The sequence below is a fragment of the Ruegeria sp. CL5 genome (genome assembly GCF_056536485.1).
On record NZ_JBQFPS010000017.1, the window covers coordinates 15306 to 37703 of the forward strand.

The window sequence follows — 22398 nt, forward strand, 5'->3', positions numbered from 1 at the left end:
TTTTGCCAACTCAAGAACTAGATTTTGCGATGTTTTCCGCACCTACGAATACGAGTTGATTTAACAAACTTTTAGTCTTAAATACTTCGACTGTAATAATAGTTATTATTATCATATATTTAACAGATAATATCGCCATTACTAAAATTTTAGTTTGACAGCTGCGCCGAATATCACCGATGCTGATTGCCATCCGGTCTGCGCCGGATCACATAATCTTGGGAGGAGACAGATGCGGAGACATCTACTTTCCGCCGTGGCGGCAGCGGCCGTCATTGCGGGGCATGGTCCTGTTTGGGCCGACGAAGCCGCAGCACAACGTTGGATTGACGACGAATTCCAGCCATCGACCTTGTCGAAGGACGAACAGTTGTCCGAAATGAAGTGGTTCATCGAAGCTGCACAACCGTACTCGGGCATGGAAATCAATGTCCTTTCCGAGGGTATCCCGACGCATTCCTATGAATCCGAGGTTCTGACAAAGGCGTTCGAGGAAATCACAGGGATCAAAGTCAATCACCAGATTCTCGGCGAAGGTGAAGTGGTTCAGGCCGTTCAGACTCAGCTGCAAACCGGGCGGAACCTATATGATGGTTATGTCAACGACAGCGACCTGATCGGAACACATTCGCGCCTGCAGTTGGCCTATCCGCTGACAGATATGATGGGTGGCGATTGGGCGGCGACAACTTCGCCGACCCTGGATCTAGATGACTTCATGGGCATTCAGTTCACAACCGGACCGGACGGCAAGTTGTATCAGCTGCCTGACCAGCAGTTCGCGAACCTCTACTGGTTCCGCAAGGACTGGTTCGATGACGAGGACAACAAAGCCGCGTTTAAAGAGAAATACGGCTATGATCTGGGCGTTCCGGTCAACTGGTCTGCCTACGAAGACATCGCTGAATTCTTCACAAATGACGTGAAAGAAGTCGATGGCGTCGCGATATATGGCCACATGGACTATGGCAAGCGCGCGCCTGACCTCGGATGGCGCATGACCGACGCCTGGCTGTCGATGGCTGGTGCTGGTGACGTGGGCGAGCCGAACGGTGTTCCCGTCGACGAATGGGGCATTCGCATGGAAGCGGGCACATGTAACCCGGTCGGTGCTTCCGTTTCGCGCGGTGGTGCTGCAAACGGTCCGGCTGCGGTCTATGCGATCCGCAAGTGGGATGAATGGCTGCGGAACTATGCGCCTCCGGGTGCCGCAAGCTATGACTTTTATCAGTCGCTACCGGCGCTCAGCCAAGGCAATGTGGCCCAGCAGATATTCTGGTACACCGCCTTTACCGCCGACATGGTCAAGCCCAAATCCGAAGGCAACAACACCGTCGACGACGAAGGCACGCCGCTGTGGCGGATGGCGCCCAGCCCGCATGGCCCCTACTGGGAAGAAGGCCAGAAGGTTGGTTATCAGGATGTGGGTTCCTGGACCTTCCTGAAATCGACCCCTGCGGATCGTGCTCAGGCAGCATGGCTGTACGCTCAGTTCGTGACGTCCAAGACTGTCGATGTGAAAAAATCCCATGTGGGTCTGACTTTCATCCGCGACAGTTCGGTCAACCACGAGAGCTTCACCGAACGCGCGCCCAAACTGGGTGGTCTGGTCGAGTTCTATCGCTCGCCTGACCGCGTGGCATGGTCTCCGACCGGCATCAACGTTCCGGATTATCCGAAGCTGGCCCAGATCTGGTGGCAGCAGATCGGTGACGTGAATTCGGGCGCGTTTACTCCGCAACAGGCGATGGACCGTCTGGCAGAAGAGATGGACATCACCATGGCCCGTATGCAGGCCGCGGATGAAAGCGCAGGTGTTTACGGTGGATGCGGACCGCGCCTGAACGAGCCGCAGGATGCGTCATTCTGGCTCGAGAAAGAAGGTTCGCCCAAGGCCAAGCTTGAGAACGAAAAGCCGCAAGGCCAGACTGTCAACTATGACGAGCTGGTTCAGCGCTGGCAGTCACAGTAAGCCAAAGCAACCCGGGGTGCCGTTCGCGGCACCCCCACACCAAGACCAAGACAGCGCGGGCGCTGCGGGATCGGAATTCGCGAAAATGATCGAACTACAGGACGCGACCAAGCGGGTCGGCAACGTCATCCATATCAAACCAACAAACCTGACGCTGCAGACCGGCCATTTCAATGTGCTGCTGGGCGCGACAGGATCGGGCAAGACCTCTCTGATCAAGATGATGGCCGGGCTGGACCCGATTGCCTCGGGCAAGGTCTGTATGGATGGGCAGGATGTGACTAAACTGAACACGCAGAAGAGGCAGATCAGCCTGGTGCACCAGTTCTTTGTGAACTACCCGCATATGACCGTGTTCGACAACATCGCCTCTCCATTGCGCGTTGCGGGCATGGCAAAGTCCGAGATTGTGGGCCGCGTGGAAGAAGCCGCGGATCTGCTTCAACTACGCCCGATGTTACACCGCCGCCCGCATGAGCTGTCGGGCGGGCAACAGCAACGCACGGCACTGGCGCGCGCCATTGCGAAAGAGAGCCGCGCCGTCTTTCTCGACGAACCGTTGGCCAACCTTGATTACAAACTGCGTGAAGAATTGCGCGAGCAGCTGCCCGATCTGTTCGCAGGTCGTGGTGCTGTGGTGGTTTATGCCACGTCAGAGCCCGAAGAAGCACTTCTACTGGGTGGATACACGGCCCTGATGGAAGATGGCCGCGTGACCCAGTTCGGGCCGACCGCTGATATTTATCGCAACCCTGAGAACATCGCCGCCGCGCGAGTTTTTTCGGATCCACCGATCAATGTCGCGCGCATCACTGTGTCCGGCGCGCAGGCCCAGTTGGCAGGAGGCGGCGGATGGGCGGTCTCGGGCATTGCGGATGGAGATTACATGGTCGCCGTGCGGCCGCATCGAGTGACGCCTTTCCGAACGTCGGATGAAGATGTGGAGTTAACGGGCCGCGTGATCGTGACCGAGCTGTCGGGCTCGGATTCCAGCGCACATTTCCAGCACGGGGAGGATGCTTGGGTGTCACTCGCCTCGGGCGTCCACCCCTATCAGGTTGGCGAAGATCACAGCTTCTACATGAACCCGGCCAACTGCCGGTATTTCGGCCAAGACGGCAAAAGGGTGGCCTGACATGGCACAGATCAAGCTTTCAAACCTGCGACACAGCTACATGCCTGCGCCGAAAGGCCCGGAAGATTATGCGCTGAAGGAAATCGACGTGACCTGGCGCGATGGCGGTGCCTATGCGCTGCTAGGACCGTCCGGTTGTGGCAAGTCCACGTTGCTAAACATTATCTCGGGTCTTTTGACGCCGTCCGAAGGACAGATCCTGTTTGACGACCGTGACGTGACCGCCTTACCCCCCGACCAGCGCAACATCGCACAGGTGTTCCAGTTCCCGGTGATCTACGACACGATGACCGTCGGCGAGAACTTGGCTTTCCCGCTGAAAAACCGAGGTGTTGACCCGGCGACAATCAAGCGCCGCGTCGATGAGATCGCCGAAATGCTTGACGTCACGGATATGCTGGGCACGCGCGCATCGGGTCTGAGTCCGGATAACAAACAGAAAATCTCGATGGGTCGCGGTCTAGTGCGAGACGACGTGAACGCCGTGATGTTCGATGAACCCCTGACCGTGATCGACCCGCATCTGAAGTGGAAACTGCGCTCCAAGCTGAAAGAGCTGCACCAACGCGTCAAAGCCACGATGATTTACGTGACCCACGACCAGACTGAGGCCCTGACCTTTGCGGACGAGGTCGTAGTGATGCAGGAAGGTGAAGTGGTGCAGATCGGCACGCCCGTTGAGCTATTCGAGCGGCCCCAACACACCTTTGTCGGCCACTTCATCGGCTCCCCCGGCATGAACGTGTTGCCGTGTGAGGCCAAGGGCGACCGCGCGGTGTTCGAAGGTCACGAGGTTGTGCTGGAAGGCCCGACCCATGGCGACGGAGGCCGAACCGATCTGGGCATCCGCCCTGAATATGTAGGCTTCGGCGACACCGGCATCCCGGCACATGTAGCCAAAGTTTCGGACATCGGCCGCCACTACGTTGTCAGCGCGATGGTCGGCGACACGGCGCTCAAGGCCGTGACTGAACACAGCGTGCCCGAGCCCGGATCACAGGTCTTCCTGCAATTCAAACCTGAACAATCCCGTGTCTATCGCGACGGCTGGATCGCAACCGAGGAGCGGGCGCTATGAGAACGGAAAACCAAAAGGCATGGTTCTTTGTCCTACCGGTGTTGGCGCTGGTCGCGTTTAACGCGCTGGTGCCGATGATGACAGTGGTCAACTACTCGGTGCAGGAAACCTTCGGCAACAACCAGTTCTTCTGGGAAGGTCTGGGCTGGTTCGAACAGATCCTGCGATCCGACCGCTTCCAAGCCGCGCTGGGTCGGCAATTCCTGTTCACTTTCCTGATCCTGCTGATCGAGGTGCCGTTGGGCATCATCGTGGCCCTGTCGATGCCCCGCAAAGGGTTCTGGGTGCCGGTCTGTTTGGTGCTGATGGCCCTGCCGATGCTGATCCCGTGGAACGTGGTTGGGTCAATGTGGAACATCTTCACCCTGCCCAAGATTGGCCTGCTGGGATACTTCCTGAATGACGTTCTGGGCGTCAACTATGACATGACTCAACAGCCGCTTTCGGCCTGGATCACCGTCATTGTTATGGATGTCTGGCACTGGACTTCGCTTGTGGTGTTGCTGTGCTATGCGGGCCTCGTTTCGATCCCTGACGCCTATTATCAGGCTGCCAAGATTGACGGTGCCAGCCCGTGGTCAGTGTTCCGCTACATCCAGCTGCCCAAGATGAAAACCGTCCTGACCATCGCCGTTTTGCTACGCTTCATGGACAGTTTCAACATCTACACCGAGCCCTTCGTGTTGACCGGCGGCGGCCCCGGCAACTCAACCACCTTGCTGTCGATCGATCTTGTGAAGATCGCGCTGGGACAGTTCGACCTTGGCCCTGCAGCCGCGATGAGCCTGATCTACTTCGCCATCACGCTGCTTGTGTCGTGGGTCTTCTACACTCTGATGACAAAGGATGACGCGCAATGAAGAAGCGGTCCCTTATCCCGATCCTCTATATCGCGTTTCTGATGCTACCGATCTATTGGCTGGTGGCGATGTCCTTCAAGACAACGAACGAGATCTTGTCGGGCTTTTCCCTGTTCCCCCAGACCTTCACGCTGGAGAACTACATCACCATCTTCACCGACCCGACGTGGTACTGGGGGTATATCAACTCGATCATCTACGTGACGATCAACACGGTGCTCTCGGTCTGCGTGGCGCTGCCTGCGGCCTACGCGTTCTCGCGCTACCGGTTCCTGGGGGACAAACAGCTGTTCTTCTGGCTGCTGACCAATCGGATGGCCCCTGCGGCTGTGTTCGCGCTGCCGTTCTTTCAGCTGTATTCGTCGATCCACCTGTTCGACACCTATCTGGCTGTGGCGCTGGCACACACGCTGTTCAACGTGCCTCTGGCGGTGTGGATACTGGAAGGCTTCATGCGCGGCATCCCGAAGGAACTGGATGAAACCGCCTATGTAGACGGTTACTCGTTCCCGCGTTTCTTCGTGACGATCTTCTTACCGAACATCAAAGCGGGCGTCGGTGTCGCTGCTTTCTTCTGCTTCATGTTCTCATGGGTCGAGATGCTGCTGGCCAAAACCCTGACCGCGGTCGAAGCCAAACCAATTGCCGCCGTGATGACCCGTACCGCTTCCAGCGCGGGGTACGAATTGGGCCTGCTGGCCGCCGCCGGCACGCTGACCATCATCCCCGGCGCCATCGTCATCTGGTTTGTCCGCAACTACATCGCGCGCGGTTTCGCGATGGGACGTGTGTGAGGTTCGATATGCGTAAACTTCTTGTCGCTCTGCCCTTCCTGCCTTCAGTGGCCTATGCCCAACAGGCCGGTTGGGGCAGTGTCGGCCAGCAAGAGGAAAAAGGTTTCTCGTGGACCGCTCCTTTGTGGCCGGATTTCTGGATGGCATGGACTCCGGCAACACTGGCGGTGTTCATCGGTATCTTTTCGGCCATCGCCCTAATTGGTTTGCTGGAAGGGTTCAAATTCCGAGACGGGATCGAGCGGCGCGGCGTGCTGGGACTGACCACCACGCTGGGGGATCGGTTGTTCATCACCCTGCTGGGCTCGACCTATATCTTCCTGGCCTGGCTCGGGCTGGTCGGACAACCGGTCTGGACGCCGCTTTTCCTGTCCATCGGTTGGGGCGTCTTCGTCTTTTGGAAAGTTTAGGCTTTGCGAAACAGCGAAAGGATGCTTGTCTGTCAGACATACTAATAATGGCGACACCGAGATTGATGCGAAAGAAAAAGACAACAAATCTTCTGACCGAAGTGGAACTTGAGTTCATGAACGAACTCTGGGCGCTTGGTCAGGGCACGGTCCGTGAAGTCCTTGATCGCCTGCCACCTGATCGCAATCTGGCCTACACTTCCGGGGCCACAATTTTGCGGATCCTTGATGAGAAGGGCTTTGTCGAAAGTGAGAAGAATGGCAAGTCGCTGATCTACAGACCCCTTCTCGAGAAGGACAGGTATCAGTCGCGGTCGTTGCAGAATCTGTCCCGGACCCTGTTTGACGACACACCCGCAACTCTGGTTGCAAGGCTGGTCGACGATGAGGGGCTGACAGAAGATGATCTAGAGGAGATTCGAGCACTGGTAGATAGGAGACTGCAAAATGACAGCGGTTAAACCGGTTCTCGATGCGTTTCTCGAGTTCAACATTGTGCTTGGATTGTCGGCGCTGATCTGGCTGGCCTTGCGCGGAGGCCTTGCGCTGACGCCCATGCGGTACGGCTTTGTTGCTCAGCTTCGTTCGCTCAAGATACTTTGCATCGGCGTTATGCTCAGCCCGGTTCTGGCGATCGGTGTTTCGGGCTTTGTCGCTCAGGTGTGGCCCGGACGTGTTGTCGCGCTGGGGGATATCGCAGTGGCGGCCTATTTGCGCGGCGAAATCGCCATGCCCGCTGCGCAGTTCGAAACCCTTTTGAATACGCGCGAACGCTGGCTCGACTATGTCTTGTCAGGCGGCTCTGTTTTCGTAACTTGCGCGCTGATTACGCTGGTTCTTCTATCGGCTGTTCTGGCAATTCGGGTTGTCCGCAACGCGCTTACAATTCGCAAGGCCGTACGGTCCAGCTTTCTTTGGCGACAGTCGGCAAAGGTGGACATTCGCCTTTCAGATCGCGTAACTGTGCCTTTTGCAGTGCGCGGCCTTCGTCGCCGTCACGTCGTTTTGCCCAGCCATTTGCTAAACTCGCCACGCGATTTGCGCTTTGCTCTGGCGCATGAATTCCAGCACATCCGCGCGCTGGACGTGGAATGGGAACTGGGTTTCGAGCTTATGCGTCCTCTGCTGTTTTGGAACCCGGCCTATCTGGCCATGAAACATCAGTTTGATCGGCTTCGCGAATTGGCCTGCGACCAGTCTGTCGTCTCGCGTAAAGGCATTGACGCGACCGACTATACCACCTGTCTACTGGACTACTGCACACGATCTATTAATCTGAAAAACCCTCGCATTCTTCGTGTGGCCCTGGTTAACGGGCCGAAAGCAAAGCATGTTCTGCGCCAGCGTGTGATCGCCCTGACCGATGCGCCCGTAACGACCACACAATTGTCAGCAAATTACTTTGGGCTGACGCTTTCTCTGGTTGTTGTGCTTGCCATTGGGTCTGCCTCGGTTCGTCAAACCCAGGATTGGAGCCATGATCGTCTTATGCTTTCGACGGTTGTAAATCTAGAACGGCTGGAAGCTCGGAATCAGGGAAATTGAAAGGCCGAATTTTAAGTCCGGCTTGGATTGGAAAGTCGGCCCCACCGGTTTTCTAGCAAGCTGGTCGCAAATGCGGCGCTACGATGCTGCTGGTTTTCAATGAGTCCGGGTTCAATGTGCCGCTATCACCGGCTCTAATGCGGGCGCCCGTGTTGCTCGACATCGATTGTCCGAGAACGATTTGATAGCAGCCAATGGCGGCTCCAACCTGCTGCAACGCAGCATCGAAACCTGCAGATGAAGGTCAGCCATAGTCCGCCTTGCGCAGACCAATGGCAGTAATCATAGCTTCGCAGTCACTCCTTCAAGATGCAGCTTCCGTCAAATTGGGCTTCTTTCGGATCTCAGGTGCAGCGCAGAAACCGAACAATTGGGTGGGGCTTGACGACCTTCACTCAGCCTAGACCGGCCACTAACAACGAGCGACGCCGGACTGAGCGCCGTTGAACGCCGCCTTAACTGTCTAGGACGAGCACAGCGGAGCGCTCAAATGGTAGGCACGGAGTAATAGCTAACAGTAATAAAGTCATTTTTGAGAGGCTCAAATGGCCAGAGGAAGCAGCGGAATAGTTCGGTGAGAACGATCCCGAGTTTGATACGATGGCCTGTCTCAATGAGATGTGGGAAGAAGATTTTGCGGAGCCTGTCGCGATTGGATAGGCCAATGATAGTCTGGGCATCTGTGACGCGGAACTCGCTGAAGACTTTGAACCGCAGTTCAAACTGATTGCAGCCGGTCAAACCGCAGGCGAGGCGGATGAGATCGATCGCGTCATTAATCGCATCGCATCTATTCGGCATATAAAAAGCAAGAGATTCATGAAGCCGGCGATGCGAACGATAAGGATTTCGACGAGTGGTGAAACAACCTTAAGGTGGTTCGCATAGCACACCTCAGACATGTCTAATGTATGATATGACGGCTATAAATATCTAGTGGCTGCGTGACCCTGCCATTCGAAACGCTGTTTGGTGAGGAATGCAAAGGGGAACAATACCATCCTTGGGCCCAGATGATTTACCCGCCCGCTAGCGCTCGTCTGATAGGATTTTCACAGCGCTGAAAACGAGTGCGACGAGAGAGCTCGTGGGCCGGAGTTTTCACACAACCTCGGCTCGAAACAGACGTTCTCCGCGCACCGGATCAATGACTGTAATCTGGGGGATTGAAATGCTGGTTCGACTGGTCAGAAGATAAGGCGCGCTCAACGTGAATGCGGTTCACATAACACCCCCCTAACGAAGTTCATTGTTTGATACAGCAGGAGCGCCTTCGTCTGGGTTGCAGCGGACATAGCAAAGAGCGGGCACTGGCCTGGAGGTTCTGGAATAGTATTTGGAGAATTTTAGAGAAAGCCTGAGGTGTCATTCGCATTTCGACAACGGATTACATGCCTGCGATCTTCTTGCAAATTCGGATGATATCGTCTGCCTCATGTTGAGTAAGGCCAATTTGGGAAAAGACTTCAGATGAAATTCCGCAGCTTTTTATCCAGATGCTGCGCCCCGTTTCAGTTAGAGTGACAATCTTCTGACGCTCGTTCCCGTCCTGAGTCTCACGCCGTAACAGGCCCTTTTCTTCGAGGCGCCGCAATAATGGCGTCATTGTCGCTCCGGAAACGTCAAGCCGTTTCGCCAAAGTAGAAATGGAAACACCATCTTCTTCGGACAATGCCATCAAAACCAAGTACTGGGTGTAGGTTAGCCCCTGGGCCTTTAGAAGTATCTGATAATGCTGCTCTATCTTGTGCGAAGCGGCGTAAACCGCGAAACACAATTGATTGTCCAGCCGAACATCTGCGCCGGTGTCTGACTTTTTTGTCTTGGACAAGGTGGCCACTTTCATTGGTTTAATCTTGTGGAGTTTAGCACGTGAAATTTTTACTTGCAAATAATTAGGTAGCTAAGTAATAGCTAGCTAATAAAACTAAAGGAGGATGCAATGATCAGACGCAGCGTATTGGCTATGGGCTTTTGTGTGGCGGCGACGAATATTGTTGCTGAAGAAGACTTCGACTTTGAGAAAGGTTTCGCTGCCTTCGAAAACTTGTTTGGTGTGACTGAGGGTAAACGCCGCAACCACACCAAAGGATTTTGCGTTGAGGGCACGTTTGCGCCGGTAGATCAGGCAATCAAGGCATATTCCAACAGCCCTTTGTTCACGACTGAATCTTCGATTATTGCACGTGTGTCTCATAAAGGTGGTAAGGCAGACCCGGCCGACGACAAATACGGGCTACTTGGTTTATCGATGGAGATCACGACGCCGGATGATGACCTGCACGTGATTGCCATGAATACCGAACACTTCTTTCCGGTGCCGACGAGCGAAGCGTTCATCGAACTTCTGCGCGCCAAGGCCGCAGGAGCGGAAGCAACCAAGGCGTTTGCAGCGGCCAATCCTTCATTGAAGACCTACAGCGAGTATCATGGCGCGTTGGATAAGTCCCTTCGACCGCATGAGGGTACAACCTACTACAGCGTGAATTCTTTCCTTCTTGTGAACGACGCTGGTCAAGAAACTGCGATGCGGTTCTATTTCCGACCATCGGGGCAGGAGGGCATCGTTGTTGACACACACCCCGATTTCTTCATCGAAAACATGCAAGTCAATATCGCCAGCGGGGGCGTGTCTTGGGATATGGTTATCGTTCTGGCTAACACCGATGACGATGTTGAAGATCCCTCTGTTCAGTGGACCGGCGATCACACAGAAATCGTTGCGGCGCGCTTCACAGCGAATGATGCGATGACCGAGGTCGAAGGTCGGTGTGACGAGATCAACTTTGACCCGCTGATCTTGAGCGAAGGCTTTGCGCCATCCAATGATCCCATGTTGCAAGCGCGATCGTTGATCTACGCACATGGAGTGGGAAAGCGGTTGTCTGAAAAAGAATAACTATGGATCCGTTAAACCGGCGGATCAACGAATTTCCTGTGATGCTCTGCGCTACCGGAAATACGAATTCTTAATGAGCAATATTCATGGGCAATAACGCCATCTTGTAAGAGGGCTTTCCCGGCCTGCTCGATAACTGACAAAGGAGCACGTCATGTCACAGGCAGTGAAACTGATCGACGCTTTGAATGGAACGTTTGGCCGCCACAACGGCTATCGCGCGTCACACGCAAAGGGGTTTACAGCACAGGGGCGTTTTTGTCCTACAGTGGAGGAGCCGAGAGTTCAGATCCCGATGTTGAGCAGTGAATGCAAGGTTACAGCGCGCTTTTCCGTTGGGGGCGGTAAGCCGGGCATCAGTGACAAAAGTCCTACGGTACGTGGGATCGGGCTGGAGATCGGAAATGGATCGGAGGCTTGGGTTCTGACGCTAATTTCGAGCCCGGTTTTCTTTGCCAACTCGGCTATACAATTCCGGACTTTTCTTGCTGCGCGTATTCCTGATCCGGATACCGGTGCTCCGGACCCGAAGTTGGTAGAAGCCTTTAATGAGGCAAACCCCAACACGGTGCCGCATCAACAATATCTAAAGTCTGTCGCACCTTGTCGTTGCTATTCGTCCGAACGCTACCACTCCGGTCATGCCTATCGGTTTGATTTGAGTGGAAGGGATATCTTTGCCCGAATTCTGCTGGAGCCGGAGGGCGGGCGCTTGGGATTGACCGGGGAAGAAATGGAAACCCTGTCCGATGACTTCCTTCATGACAGGTTCCTGGAAAAGCTCTGCGACGGCCCCGCTCGTTGGTCGTTGAAGTTGGTGATCGCGAACGTCTCTGACAACGTGTCTGATCCGACTGTGCCATGGGGTGGAGCACATACCGCGGTTAATCTTGGAGCAATTGAGGTTGAGCTACCGGATGATCGTGCAGAAAGCACCAAAAAGGTGTTCGACCCAACCCGCATGCCTGAAGGAGTTCGGGCACCCCTGGATGACGTTTTTCCCCTGCGAGGTGGAGCTTACGCGGAATCTGCGGCGAGACGATCCGTCTAAGGGGCCGGTTTGGTGTCAGTCAGGGGTTCTAGCGCCTTCTATAATAGGTATTGACAATACCTATTATAGAAGGCAAAAAAGGGAGCCTGAAATGGAGTAGATTCTGATGTCAGCTGTAACGGTGGCCAAACCACAGATGTTTGAAATTTCCGCCGAAGAAATTGGGATATTGGTCTGCAGGTTTTATGTGCAGGTAAGGGCACATCCCGATTTGGGGCCTGTGTTCAACGAGGCCATTCAGGATTGGAAGGCGCATGAAGAAAAGATCGCTTCGTTTTGGCGCGGTGCGATCCTAAGAGAACCTGGATATTCCGGAAATCCAATGCAGGTTCATCTGGCGAATTCGGATGTTCTACCTGAGCATTTCCCCATGTGGCTCGACCTGTTTGAAAAAACCGCGCATCAGGTTTTAAAGCCAGAAACAGCCCAAGCTTTTGTTCATTTGGCCAACCGGATTGGTAAAGGTTTGACCTTTGGGATCGAAAACTTCCGTCGTGAGGCGGGTGCCCCGCCGGTGTTGTCATGACCATGCCGGTGTATTCAAAAGCGCAGGTCATTCCCGAGCCGCCAATCCAAGTCGTGAAGCGTTGGTTGCGAGCCGGGTGGCGCGATTTCAAAGCGAACCTTGTGTACTCACTATGTTACGGCATTGCGCTTGTTCTGTTGGGATGGGCGTGTGTCGCGGGGCTTGTGCTCAGTGGTCAAGGTTGGGTTCTGCTGCCACTATTGGCTGGTGGCGTGCTTGTTGGGCCCATTGCCACCGTTGGTTTGTATTCGATCGCCAGCGGTGACACTGGACCCGTCGTCGCGAAGGGGCAGATTGCTCTGGTCGGCGCAATCCTCATGGTGTTCGCCCTGACTTGGATACGTGCCGCGACAGTCATGTTCGCCATTGTATATGGTCTGCGCCCGTTCTCTGGATTCGCTGATACTCAACTGCTGATGATCAGCACACCGTCGGGCTGGGCTTTGTTGATCTCTGGATCTTTGATCGGCGGATTGTTTGCATCTTTGGGGTTCGCTGTCTCAGCCTTTTCGCTACCGATGCTCGTAGATCGCAAGATCGATGGCTTCTCAGCGATGGGGCTGAGTTTTAATGCCACCACTCACAATTTTCGACTTTGCCTGTGTTGGGGCAGTGCAATTACCGCGCTGACTTTGTTGGGGTTTCTAACAGGTCTGCTAGGGCTGGCCGTAGTTTTCCCTTTGCTGGGATATTCAACCTGGCATGCCTATGCCGAGCTTTTCCATGGAGACGCAGAATGACAGAAGTCCTTCCAGAAGGCGTGGTGCACTATGCGACTTTGCAATTCACGCACGAGACTCTGCCAGAAAAACTACGCAAGGATCACAGCACGAAAGCCGGTGTCTGGGGGCAGTTGGCAGTGCAATCCGGCCAGCTGTTGCTGCGCCGGGACAACAAAGATGACTTGGTACTGGCTGCGGGTGAAACGGCGATCTTTGCGTCTCAAGAGACTCACTCTGTGAACCCCATAGGAGAGGTCGCATTCGAAGTGCGTTTTCACCGGTAGGAGAGGCCAGATGCTGAATAACAATACTATCGAAAACGTTTTGGTCCTCTGTGCCCTTGCCATAGTTCTGGTCGGCGGAGCGGCCATTCTTGGTTGGGGTGTACCTCTTGCCTATGTGCTGCATGGCTGGATGATCGCCATCTTCGCCGGTTGGGGGTTGCTCTGGATGATCACCCGCATGAGCGAAGAAGTCCGGGACATTCCGTTTGAGTACAACGACAAGGTCACGCGTTACGGTGTCATAGCTGCGCTATTTTGGGCCTTGGTCGGTTTTACCGTCGGAGACATTCTAGCTTGGCAGTTGGCCTTTCCGGCATTGAACGGGGATATGTTCTGGTCGAACTTTGGCCGGCTGCGTCCGGTACATACGTCTGCGGTAATCTTCGGATTTGGCGGCAATGCCCTTATCGCAACTTCGTTCTACGTGGTTCAGCGCACCTCGCGGGCAAGGCTGGCAAGTGAAACACTGCCTTGGATGGTGTTTTGGGGCTATAACCTTTTCATGGTCCTTGCGGCGACCGGCTACCCCTTGGGGATTACCCAATCCAAGGAATATGCGGAACCGGAATGGTATGCGGATCTTTTGTTGCTGGTTGTATGGGTAGGGTACCTCGCGCTCTATCTAAAGACCCTCTCGCGCCGGGCAGAGCCGCATATCTATGTGGCCAACTGGTACTATCTGGCTTTTATCGTCGTCATCGCGATGCTGCATACGGTGAACAACCTCTCGGTCCCTGTCTCCATAGCTTACCCCAAAAGCTACTCGCTTTTTTCGGGGACACAGGATGCCATGACGCAGTGGTGGTACGGGCACAACGCAGTTGGATTCCTGCTTACGGCAGGGTTCCTGGGGATGCTCTATTACTTCCTGCCCAAAGCTGTGAATCGGCCGATCTATTCGTACCGCATGTCGATTGTGGGGTTCTGGGGGATCACTTTTCTGTACCTCTGGGCCGGATCGCATCACCTGCACTATACGGCCCTGCCTGACTGGGTTCAGTATCTTGGCATGACCATGTCGATCATTCTGCTGGTCCCCAGTTGGGCCTCAGTTTTCAACGGTATCCTCACGATCAACGGGGCCTGGGATAAGGTCCGGACGGACCCGGCGGTCCGGTTCATGATGGTCGCAATTTTGTTCTATGGGCTGTCGACATTTGAAGGTTCGTTTATGGCGATCCGCCCGGTAAACTCGCTAAGCCACTATACCGACTGGACGGTTGGGCACGTTCATGCCGGCGCCTTGGGTTGGGTTGCCTTCATCACCTTTGGTGCCTTGTACAAATTGGGGCCCTGGATATGGAAGCGCGAAGGCGTATATTCCTTGCGGCTGGAAGCCTGGCACTTCTGGCTCGCCCTGAGCGGAACGCTGATTTACGTCGGCGCGATGTGGAACAGCGGCATCACGCAATCGCTGATGTGGCAGACCTATGATGCGGACGGCGCTTTCCTCTATTCCTTCCTCGACAGTGTGATCGCGATGCATCCCTACTATGTTGCCCGTGCGATTGGGGGGCTGTTGTATCTGATCGGAGCCTGCATCGGTGCATACAACATTTACATGACTGTTAGTGGGCCGAAAAAGGCCCAAACCCGGGAAGCCGGACCGTTGGTCCCGCAGCCGGCGGAGTAAGTCCCAATGAGTATTCAGCACCAAAAACTCGAACGCCATTCACTTGGGTTTGCCATGGCAATACTGATGGTTGCATCGATCGGTGGAATTGTCGAAATCGCGCCGTTGTTCACGATCGAAAACACGGTGGAAAAGGTCGAAGGCATGCGGCCCTACACGCCGCTGGAACTTGCCGGGCGCGATATCTATGTGCGCGAAGGCTGCTACGCCTGCCACAGCCAAATGATCCGTACCCTACGGTCGGACATCGAACGCTATGGGCATTACAGCCTGGCTGCCGAAAGCATGTATGACCATCCGTTTCAATGGGGCTCGAAACGTACAGGGCCGGACTTGGCGCGCATTGGCGGCAAATACTCGGATGCGTGGCATGTAGCCCATCTGGAAGCGCCGCGAGAGCTGGTCGAGGGGTCTATCATGCCGGGCTATGCGTATTTGTCCGAGACGCGCCTTGCGACTGGGCATTTACCTGCCTCGCTGGCAGCGCTCAGCCGGGCTGGTGTACCTTATACGGACGCCCAAATCGAAAACGCCGAAAAGGACGCCGCATGGCAGGCGGATGCTGAGCAGTACTTTGAAGGAGAATTGCAGGCAAGTTACGGAGAAAATGTTCAGGTTCGGGATTATGACGGGCAACCGGGCAAGCTGACGGAAATGGATGCCCTTGTGGCCTATCTTCAGGTTCTTGGCACATTAGCCGATCTGGACTCGTTGAACCTTGAGGAGGTCCAACGATGACACATGATACAGTTCTCGTTTTCTCCAAGACTTGGGGCGCTATCTACCTGCTGGTCGTCTTCTTAGCTGCAGCGATTTGGACTTATTGGCCCTCGCGCCGGAAAGTTTACGACAATGCCGCCCAATCCCCACTCGACAGTCGGGAGGATCAGCCATGTCGATGAGGGAAAAGGATCCCGTCACCGGCACCGATCTGACAGGCCATGAATGGGACGGCATCAAAGAGTTGGACACACCTGTTCCCTGGGCTGCCCGTTGGGCGCTTTGGATCAGTATCATCATAGCAGCGCTGTATTGGGTGTTTTACCCATCTTTCCCGAGTTTGCGTGACTACGCGAAGGGGGTTCTTGGCTATTCCTCGCGTGCAGAAGTTGCGACGGCACTTCTGCAAGCTGATGCAGATCGAGAGATGACGTTCGCGCCTTTCGCTTCCGGGGATATTGAGGAACTGGCCGCAGACCTCACGCTTGAGGCGCGGTATAGCGCGTCGATTTCCAAGCTTTACGCTGACAATTGTGCCGCTTGTCACCGGAATGATCTGAAAGGGCAGGTTGGCTTCCCCAATCTAGTGGATGGTCATTGGCTGTGGTCAGGCTCGCCGGAAGAGATAGAGGCGACCATTCGATATGGGATCAATGCGCAGCATGACGATACACGGGTCGCACAGATGCTTGCCTTTGGTGCGGATGGTATGATCGATAAGCAGCAGGTCAAGGAGGTCACGGAATTTGTCTTGTCCCTGTCTGGACGGCAGCATGATGCGAGGGCGGCCGAAAATGGCAGATTGGTTTTCGAAGAAAATTGCGCGGTGTGTCACGGTGATGACGGCCGCGGGGGATATGAAATAGGTGCGCCAGATTTGGGGGATGAAAGCTGGATCTATGGGGGCGACCGCGAGGCTATCTACAACAGCATCCATTTTGGTCGACAGGGTGTGATGCCGGCATGGGATGGACGTTTGAATGACGCTCAGATCCGAATGCTGACACTTTACCTACTCTGGAATTCAGAAGATGCACCAAGCTGAAGAAAACCCTCGATTCCGCAAGGCAATGTATCTGATAATCCTGCTTCTGCTGATTGGCTACATCGGGTTCAAGGCATGGCACCTGTCGATGGCATTCGAGGCCTGGGAAGGGCAGGCGATTGAGGGTGCCGTGCCTGGTGCAGCTAAATGAAAATCGTGGATTTATACGATTTCAATTTGCGTATTAATGATCTGAAGCCAGTGCATGACTAACTTCTAGCGCTCGGATCAAGTTCTTCATTCCGCGATTCCCCTCTAAGACATCCTGCAATGTCTTGCTGTCCAAGGCGGCAAAAAACGCCTCCTGAGCTTCAGTCAGGATTGGCAGCAACCCACAGGCAGGCGTCATCACACAACAGCCGCCGTCTTCTTTCATACACTCAACCAAAGGGGTACCGCGTTCGGATTTTCGCAGCAGGCCGCCAATCGAGATCGCATTGGGAGGCAAGGCCATTCGCATGCCTCCGTTGCGTCCGCGCACGGATTCTACGTAGCCCTCGTGTGTAAGCCACTGGGAGATCTTGGCCAGGTGATTGAAGGGCAAGTTTTGCATCGCAGCGATTTCACGGGTCGACATTAACCCTTCTTCATGGGTGGCGAGGTGGATCAGGATGCGCAAGGCATAGTCGGAGAACTTTGTAATTTGCATGGCTATATCTCCCATAAAAAATAGGTTTTGAAAATGCCTATTTTGTTGACACCTTTTTTTAACGCTTATATTAGGTATTTAAAATGCCTAATAAGGAGATGGCTCATGCAGCCTGTTGTACTATTGATCTCGCTGGTCCTGATGGCAGCGCTGTCACTCGTCTTCTGGAAGGCCGCTCATGCCTCGAACGGGGCGGAACCAGGACCCAATGCTAACTCGAGGCGTGCGGGCTTGATCTGGGCCATGACGATTGTCGGAGTAGTCGTGGCAGTCGGCTCATTGCGACCATGGCCGCATGCTTTGGCCAGTACAGACGATGCCATCACCGTTTCTATCACTAGTGGGCAGTGGTGGTGGGATATCGACACAGTTGAGATCCCTGCTGGAACGCCAATCAATTTTAGCGCCACGACCGAAGATGTTACTCACGGTTTGGGCATTTACACTTCAGACCTCCGCCTTCTGACGCAGGTCCAGGTGATCCCCGGCTACACAACCGAAGTTTCTTACACGTTCGATGAACCCGGCACTTACCATGTCCTGTGCATGGAGTTCTGCGGGGTGGCGCATCAGGACATGGTCAACGAATTCGAAGTCGTCGAGGTGGAGGACTAAATGAGCGCTGTATCTGAACTTGTCGCGGAAAATTCAAACGCCACTGAACCCCAGGCTGGGGCAGTCAAGCTTACCATGATCCTCTCAGGCGCAGTCTTTGCCTTGATGATGGTCTTTGGCTTGCTCATGCGTGCGGCGCAGGGCCAATGGATCGAAGTGGATCCGGCTTTGTTTTACCAGTTGCTGACAGCCCATGGCGCCGGCATGGTTGGGACAGCCGCGCTGTCTGGCGCCGCGATCATGTGGTGTTTTTGCGGCCGTCACATAGTTCTGACAGCTGGAATTTTCTGGGCTTTCCTTGCCCTGTTTTTGTTGGGCGTGGCCTTAATCCTGGGCTCGATATTCATCGGCGGATATGGCGGCGCATGGACATTCCTGTATCCGTTACCGGCAATGTCCGGCGGAGCGTGGGAGGCAGGCGCAGCGGCTGCGTTTATGCTCGGATATGTTTCGATCGGCGTAGGTTTTTTGTTGTACTATCTGGAGCTCGGTCGTCAGATTCATGCCCGCTATGGCTGCCTTGCGCGCGCCCTAGGCTGGAACCTGATCCTTGGGCGTGAGGACAAGAACCCTCCACCGCCAACGATCGTCGCAGCGGCTGCGGTGACTATTTTCAACTCGATCGGTATCATACTTGGTGCGGCAGTATTGATGGCGAGCCTTGTCCACCTGCTGGTGCCGGGTTTTGAAGTGAACGCGCTGCTGGCCAAGAATCTGATCTATTTCTTTGGCCACGTTTTCATCAATGCCTCGATCTATATGGCGGTGACTGCGGTTTATGAAATCCTGCCGGAATACACCGGCAAGCCCTGGAAATCGAACCGTCTGTTTGCGATAGCTTGGAATGCGGTACTGATCTTCGTGATGGCCGTTTACTGGCACCATCTGCTGCAAGATGTTGTCATGCCAGCTTGGATGCTGGTGATCGGGCAACTCGTTTCGTACTTCAGCGGCATTCCCCTCATCGCGGTCACGGCGTTCTCCACATTCTTCTACGTGCGCGGCTCGAAAATGACCTGGGATCTGACGTCCTCGCTCTTGGTTTTGTCTGTGGCGGGTTGGTCTGTAGGGTCGATCCCCGCATCGATCGACGGGATGATCAGTGTGAACAAGGTGATGCACAATACAATGTGGGTCCCGGGGCATTTCCACACCTACTTGCTGCTGGGCGAAGTGGCGATGGCCTTTGGGTTCATGGCCTGGCTGGTCCGTGGCAAAACCATCGCCCAGATGAGCGGGCTGGACCGTGTTGCTTTTGTGACCTACCTCGCGGGTGCGGCCGGGTTTGTGACGGTGTTTCTTTTCTCTGGCGCTGCTTCGATCCCACGTCGCTGGGCAGTGCACTATGAAGAATGGCTGATGCACGACCGTATAGGCACTTTGTTCAGCGTGCTTATCGTGTTGGCAACATTGGCTTTTGTTTTGCGCTTTGTGTTGCGTCTTGGGCGGAGTAACGGCTGATGATGGCGCGCGCTCTTCCATCGGTTCTGGTCGCGACTATCGGCCTGGGAACTCTCTGGCATGCTACAGACGAAGGGAAGGCATTCACCAGCGAAGCCGCACGGAGATTGGATGTGGTGCGCGCACCACGTCCAATTCCGACCCTACAATTGGAAGATATGTCAGGTCAGCTGATGCCCCTGTTGCCGCAAGGCGACGAAGTGGTTCTGGTCGAGTTTATCTACACCGTGTGCGGTGATATCTGTCAGGTTGCAGCGGCGGATTTTGCTGAGATCCGGGATAACCTGGAACTGCGTGAAGTGCCCGTCCGGATGATTTCGGTCAGCTTTGATCCCGAGCGGGACACGCCCGAACAGATGGCGATTTACGGAGAAGCCCATGAGGCGGACGGCAATATGTGGACTGTCGCCCGACCGGCGTCAGAAGACCTGCCGTTGTTGTTGGAGCTGTTTGACGTGACCGTCATCCCGGATGAATGGGGCGGGTTTCAGCACAATGCCGCAATCCATGTGATTGACAGCGAAGGACGCTTTTCGGCGGTGTTTGACACCGATGCGATTGAAGCTGTTCTGGCCCATTTGGAGGAGCGCAGCTCATGAAGTTGCTTGGCCTTGCATTACTCGCGGCGGCCGAGGCCATTGCTCTTCGGTATGCGGTTATTGAAAACCCGTTCCGGCATGTCTTGGTGCAAATGCCATTGCTGGTTCTTGCCGGGGTTTTGTTGGCCTGGAACAGGCAATTTCGACAAGACTTTGCGGTTCCATTGCTGCTTGTTGCCTTGACGGTCTTTCTATTCTGGATGCTTCCGCGAAATGTCGATTGGGCGCTGACGTCGACGGGCGAAGTTGCCAAATACCTAAGCTTGCCACTGTTGTTGGGTGTGCCCCTGAGATTGTCCTGGCCCTGGTTAGGTCCGGTTCTGCGGGGGTTCCTGAAGGCGAATGCGCTGTCGATGTTGGGTGTGCTGGGCTTTCTGTACACGCACGCGTCGATCAGGATCTGCAATTCTTATCTGGTTTCCGCTCAGCAAGATCTGGGCATGGCCTTTCTCTACCTCGCTGCTGGTCTCGCCTGTCTCTGGGCCATCCCGATCCTGTTTGGAAATTCTTGTGGCCATAGGTCGAATTCGACCGGCTACGCAAGCTGTGGGGTGTAAAGCGCAATGACCTATGCTGATTCAGTCATCGGATTTGCGGAACTGGCGCAAAAGAAAGGCGCCAGCCTGCGTTCTGATCCAATTGCTTTCCTGATCCTCGCCTTGAAAGCTGGGGCCTTTGTTGGTGCTGGTATCTTGCTGATCTTTTCTGTTGGGCAGGGAGTGGATCCGTCCATCCGTCCCATCGTCATGGGGGCCAGCTTCGGTATAGCCCTGACCCTTGTGGTCTTTGCCGGAGCCGAGCTGTTCACTGGTCACACCATGTACATGACGCACGGATTGCTTGCCAAAAGTACTGTGTGGTCGGATGTGCTGTGGTGCTGGTTCGTCAGTTGGGCAGGAAATCTGATAGGGGCTATGTTGCTGGCATTTCTGTTCGTCGCAGGCGGTGGTGGACTTATCTTGGGAGCAGGCGAAGACGCTTTGCTCTACAAGGTGGCCACCAAGAAGATGCACGGCACCGAGTTGGAGTTGTTCGCCAAAGCGATCCTCTGCAATTGGCTGGTTTGTCTCGCCTTGTGGTGTTCGGCGCGCGCAAAAGACGACGTTACCAAATGCATCGTCATCTTCTGGTGCCTGTATGCATTTATCGCTGCCGGGTTTGAACACAGCATTGCGAATATGACTGTTTTTTCACTAGCGCTGATCTCAGATCACCCCGACAGCATAACTCTGGCCGGAGCCGCCCACAATTTGACGTATGTCACTTTGGGCAACGCATTCGCCGGTGCCGGGATCATGGGCTACGGCTACTGGCGAGCGGCGTCGAAACCCACGGTTAAGGATGTCGCGAGGCCCGCGTCAACCAAACATCCTGTCTAGTGAGGGCGCGATCATGAGCGTGACACAACCTGTCAAAATCGCTGTCTCTGAAAACCGACAGTCCGAAGCCGAGCCTCTTTTTGAGGCCGCCCGCATTGCACTGATTGCAACTATCTCTGTTTGGATGGGCGCTGCAATTAGCGGTAACTTGATCGCGGCTCCGGCCAAGTTCCAAGCCCCCTCATTGACATTGCCGGTCGCCTTGGACGTTGGGCGGATGCAATTCTTGTGGATTGGCGTATTCGAAGCGTATTGCGCGCTTTTGATTATAGTTCTTCTTATGTGGTTCCGGCAGAAACCGTCGTTGCCATTAATTGCCGCGCTCTGCGTATTCGGATTTCAAAGGCTTTGGCTCCTACCTTTGCTGAATACGCGAACGCTATTGATCATCGCGGGTCAACCGGTCGAGGACAGCTCAATGCATTTGCTCTACGTCGCGGCTGAATTTCTGAAGATCGGCTTTCTTTTCTGGGCTGGCAATCGGGAAATGCGCAGCCTGTTCCGAAAAACAAAACGGACTGCAGTTTCGGTCCAACTCTGAGTTCTCAAATGTCTGTCATCAAAAGAAAGGAACGATCTCATGAGAGGTATTGTTGTGGCTACCACTATAGTGCTGGCGAGTGCCCAGAGCGCTACCGCAGAAGGCGACGCGGCGGCAGGCGAAAAAGTCTTTAAAAAATGTGCCGCATGTCATGCAGTTGACGAAGGTAAGAAAAAGGTAGGTCCAACGATGTTTGGCGTTTGGGGCCGAGAAGCTGGCGCCGTGGAAGGCTACAAATACTCAACAGTGATGGGGGAAGCCGGGTTTGTTTGGGATGAAGAACACTTATCCGGGTTCCTAGCGTCTCCCAAAACGTATCTGCCGGGTACGAAAATGTCCTTCCCCGGAATAAAGAAGCCGGATCAAATCTCAGACCTGCTGGCTTATCTGGAATCCCTGCAGTGACAGACTGACGGCATTTCTTTGATGGCATCTTGCACGCTTGCCCTCAAAGAAACGCTAATTTGCCTTCTCCGTGGT

Annotated in this window: 27 protein-coding genes; 25 read left to right on the top strand and 2 right to left on the bottom strand. The window is 54.7% G+C overall.

What is annotated here, in order from left to right:
- Positions 1–232: 232 nt before the first annotated feature.
- The 8 genes from ACR0IU_RS20775 to ACR0IU_RS20810 all read left to right on the top strand — a co-directional run bounded on the left by ACR0IU_RS20775 (position 233) and on the right by ACR0IU_RS20810 (position 7794).
- Positions 233–1972: an ABC transporter substrate-binding protein gene (locus ACR0IU_RS20775; RefSeq protein WP_480717592.1), complete on the top strand. Its 1740-nt coding sequence runs from the start codon at positions 233–235 to the stop codon at positions 1970–1972.
- 85 nt (positions 1973–2057) lie between these two features.
- The gene (locus tag ACR0IU_RS20780) at positions 2058–3107 is read left to right on the top strand and encodes an ABC transporter ATP-binding protein (RefSeq protein ID WP_480717593.1); all 1050 of its coding nucleotides are present in this window, start codon (positions 2058–2060) and stop codon (positions 3105–3107) included.
- Position 3108: 1 nt separating this feature from the next.
- Positions 3109–4185, top strand: a complete 1077-nt coding sequence (locus ACR0IU_RS20785; RefSeq protein WP_480717594.1) for an ABC transporter ATP-binding protein — start codon at positions 3109–3111, stop codon at positions 4183–4185.
- Positions 4182–5045: a carbohydrate ABC transporter permease gene (locus ACR0IU_RS20790; RefSeq protein ID WP_260027296.1), complete on the top strand. Its 864-nt coding sequence runs from the start codon at positions 4182–4184 to the stop codon at positions 5043–5045. Before ACR0IU_RS20785 ends, ACR0IU_RS20790 begins: the two co-directional genes overlap by 4 nt.
- The gene (locus tag ACR0IU_RS20795; protein ID WP_058280831.1) at positions 5042–5839 is read left to right on the top strand and encodes a carbohydrate ABC transporter permease; all 798 of its coding nucleotides are present in this window, start codon (positions 5042–5044) and stop codon (positions 5837–5839) included. Before ACR0IU_RS20790 ends, ACR0IU_RS20795 begins: the two co-directional genes overlap by 4 nt.
- An 8-nt stretch (positions 5840–5847) precedes the next feature.
- Positions 5848–6249: a DUF2160 domain-containing protein gene (locus ACR0IU_RS20800; RefSeq protein WP_170474755.1), complete on the top strand. Its 402-nt coding sequence runs from the start codon at positions 5848–5850 to the stop codon at positions 6247–6249.
- A 65-nt stretch (positions 6250–6314) separates the two neighbouring features.
- Positions 6315–6710, top strand: a complete 396-nt coding sequence (locus ACR0IU_RS20805) for a BlaI/MecI/CopY family transcriptional regulator (RefSeq protein ID WP_480717595.1) — start codon at positions 6315–6317, stop codon at positions 6708–6710.
- On the top strand, positions 6697–7794 hold the full coding sequence (locus ACR0IU_RS20810) for a M56 family metallopeptidase (RefSeq protein WP_480717596.1): 1098 nt from the start codon (positions 6697–6699) through the stop codon (positions 7792–7794). Before ACR0IU_RS20805 ends, ACR0IU_RS20810 begins: the two co-directional genes overlap by 14 nt.
- A 1387-nt stretch (positions 7795–9181) precedes the next feature.
- Here the strand turns inward: ACR0IU_RS20810 and ACR0IU_RS20815 are convergent.
- Positions 9182–9640, bottom strand: coding sequence for a MarR family winged helix-turn-helix transcriptional regulator (locus ACR0IU_RS20815; protein ID WP_480717597.1), 459 nt, complete (start codon positions 9638–9640; stop codon positions 9182–9184).
- 96 nt (positions 9641–9736) lie between these two features.
- On the opposite strand from ACR0IU_RS20815, the gene ACR0IU_RS20820 reads away from it, so the two are divergent.
- From ACR0IU_RS20820 to ACR0IU_RS20865, 10 genes are all read left to right on the top strand, one after another.
- Positions 9737–10693, top strand: a complete 957-nt coding sequence (locus tag ACR0IU_RS20820; protein ID WP_480717598.1) for a catalase — start codon at positions 9737–9739, stop codon at positions 10691–10693.
- Positions 10694–10847: 154 nt separating this feature from the next.
- Positions 10848–11744: a catalase gene (locus tag ACR0IU_RS20825; protein ID WP_480717599.1), complete on the top strand. Its 897-nt coding sequence runs from the start codon at positions 10848–10850 to the stop codon at positions 11742–11744.
- Positions 11745–11850: 106 nt separating this feature from the next.
- Positions 11851–12270, top strand: a complete 420-nt coding sequence (locus ACR0IU_RS20830) for a group III truncated hemoglobin (protein WP_480717600.1) — start codon at positions 11851–11853, stop codon at positions 12268–12270.
- Positions 12267–13010: a DUF2189 domain-containing protein gene (locus tag ACR0IU_RS20835; RefSeq protein WP_480717601.1), complete on the top strand. Its 744-nt coding sequence runs from the start codon at positions 12267–12269 to the stop codon at positions 13008–13010. Before ACR0IU_RS20830 ends, ACR0IU_RS20835 begins: the two co-directional genes overlap by 4 nt.
- A complete protein-coding gene (locus tag ACR0IU_RS20840) occupies positions 13007–13276 on the top strand; it encodes a TehB-like domain-containing protein (RefSeq protein ID WP_480717602.1) in 270 nt (89 codons plus the stop codon). Before ACR0IU_RS20835 ends, ACR0IU_RS20840 begins: the two co-directional genes overlap by 4 nt.
- Positions 13277–13286: 10 nt before the next feature.
- Positions 13287–14909, top strand: a complete 1623-nt coding sequence (ccoN, locus tag ACR0IU_RS20845) for a cytochrome-c oxidase, cbb3-type subunit I (RefSeq protein ID WP_480717603.1) — start codon at positions 13287–13289, stop codon at positions 14907–14909.
- Positions 14910–14915: 6 nt separating this feature from the next.
- A complete protein-coding gene (ccoO, locus tag ACR0IU_RS20850; RefSeq protein WP_480717604.1) occupies positions 14916–15647 on the top strand; it encodes a cytochrome-c oxidase, cbb3-type subunit II in 732 nt (243 codons plus the stop codon).
- Positions 15644–15811 (top strand): cbb3-type cytochrome c oxidase subunit 3, encoded by a 168-nt coding sequence (locus tag ACR0IU_RS20855; RefSeq protein WP_480717605.1) that lies wholly within the window; start codon positions 15644–15646, stop codon positions 15809–15811. Before ccoO ends, ACR0IU_RS20855 begins: the two co-directional genes overlap by 4 nt.
- Positions 15802–16674, top strand: coding sequence for a cytochrome-c oxidase, cbb3-type subunit III (ccoP, locus tag ACR0IU_RS20860; protein ID WP_480717606.1), 873 nt, complete (start codon positions 15802–15804; stop codon positions 16672–16674). Before ACR0IU_RS20855 ends, ccoP begins: the two co-directional genes overlap by 10 nt.
- Positions 16661–16825: a hypothetical protein gene (locus ACR0IU_RS20865; protein ID WP_170781370.1), complete on the top strand. Its 165-nt coding sequence runs from the start codon at positions 16661–16663 to the stop codon at positions 16823–16825. Before ccoP ends, ACR0IU_RS20865 begins: the two co-directional genes overlap by 14 nt.
- A gap of 33 nt (positions 16826–16858) precedes the next feature.
- Here the strand turns inward: ACR0IU_RS20865 and ACR0IU_RS20870 are convergent, their stop codons facing one another.
- Complete coding sequence (locus ACR0IU_RS20870; protein WP_170781369.1) at positions 16859–17323, bottom strand: Rrf2 family transcriptional regulator; 465 nt, start codon at positions 17321–17323, stop codon at positions 16859–16861.
- 105 nt (positions 17324–17428) lie between these two features.
- Here ACR0IU_RS20870 and ACR0IU_RS20875 point away from each other — a divergent pair, with 105 nt between their 5' ends.
- The 7 genes from ACR0IU_RS20875 to ACR0IU_RS20905 are packed head-to-tail and all read left to right on the top strand — an operon-like array spanning position 17429 to position 22323.
- The gene (locus ACR0IU_RS20875; RefSeq protein ID WP_480717607.1) at positions 17429–17938 is read left to right on the top strand and encodes a cupredoxin domain-containing protein; all 510 of its coding nucleotides are present in this window, start codon (positions 17429–17431) and stop codon (positions 17936–17938) included.
- Positions 17939–19399: a cbb3-type cytochrome c oxidase subunit I gene (locus ACR0IU_RS20880; RefSeq protein WP_480717608.1), complete on the top strand. Its 1461-nt coding sequence runs from the start codon at positions 17939–17941 to the stop codon at positions 19397–19399. It abuts the gene before it with no gap.
- Positions 19399–19998 carry an SCO family protein gene (locus ACR0IU_RS20885; protein WP_480717609.1) on the top strand — a complete coding sequence of 200 codons (600 nt, stop codon included), beginning with the start codon at positions 19399–19401 and terminating at the stop codon, positions 19996–19998. Before ACR0IU_RS20880 ends, ACR0IU_RS20885 begins: the two co-directional genes overlap by 1 nt.
- Positions 19995–20555 (top strand): hypothetical protein, encoded by a 561-nt coding sequence (locus ACR0IU_RS20890; protein WP_480717610.1) that lies wholly within the window; start codon positions 19995–19997, stop codon positions 20553–20555. Before ACR0IU_RS20885 ends, ACR0IU_RS20890 begins: the two co-directional genes overlap by 4 nt.
- Before the next feature lie 6 nt (positions 20556–20561).
- Positions 20562–21377, top strand: a complete 816-nt coding sequence (locus tag ACR0IU_RS20895) for a formate/nitrite transporter family protein (RefSeq protein WP_480717611.1) — start codon at positions 20562–20564, stop codon at positions 21375–21377.
- A gap of 13 nt (positions 21378–21390) precedes the next feature.
- Positions 21391–21918 carry a hypothetical protein gene (locus ACR0IU_RS20900; protein WP_480717612.1) on the top strand — a complete coding sequence of 176 codons (528 nt, stop codon included), beginning with the start codon at positions 21391–21393 and terminating at the stop codon, positions 21916–21918.
- 39 nt (positions 21919–21957) lie between these two features.
- Positions 21958–22323, top strand: a complete 366-nt coding sequence (locus ACR0IU_RS20905) for a c-type cytochrome (protein WP_480717613.1) — start codon at positions 21958–21960, stop codon at positions 22321–22323.
- Positions 22324–22398: the final 75 nt, after the last annotated feature.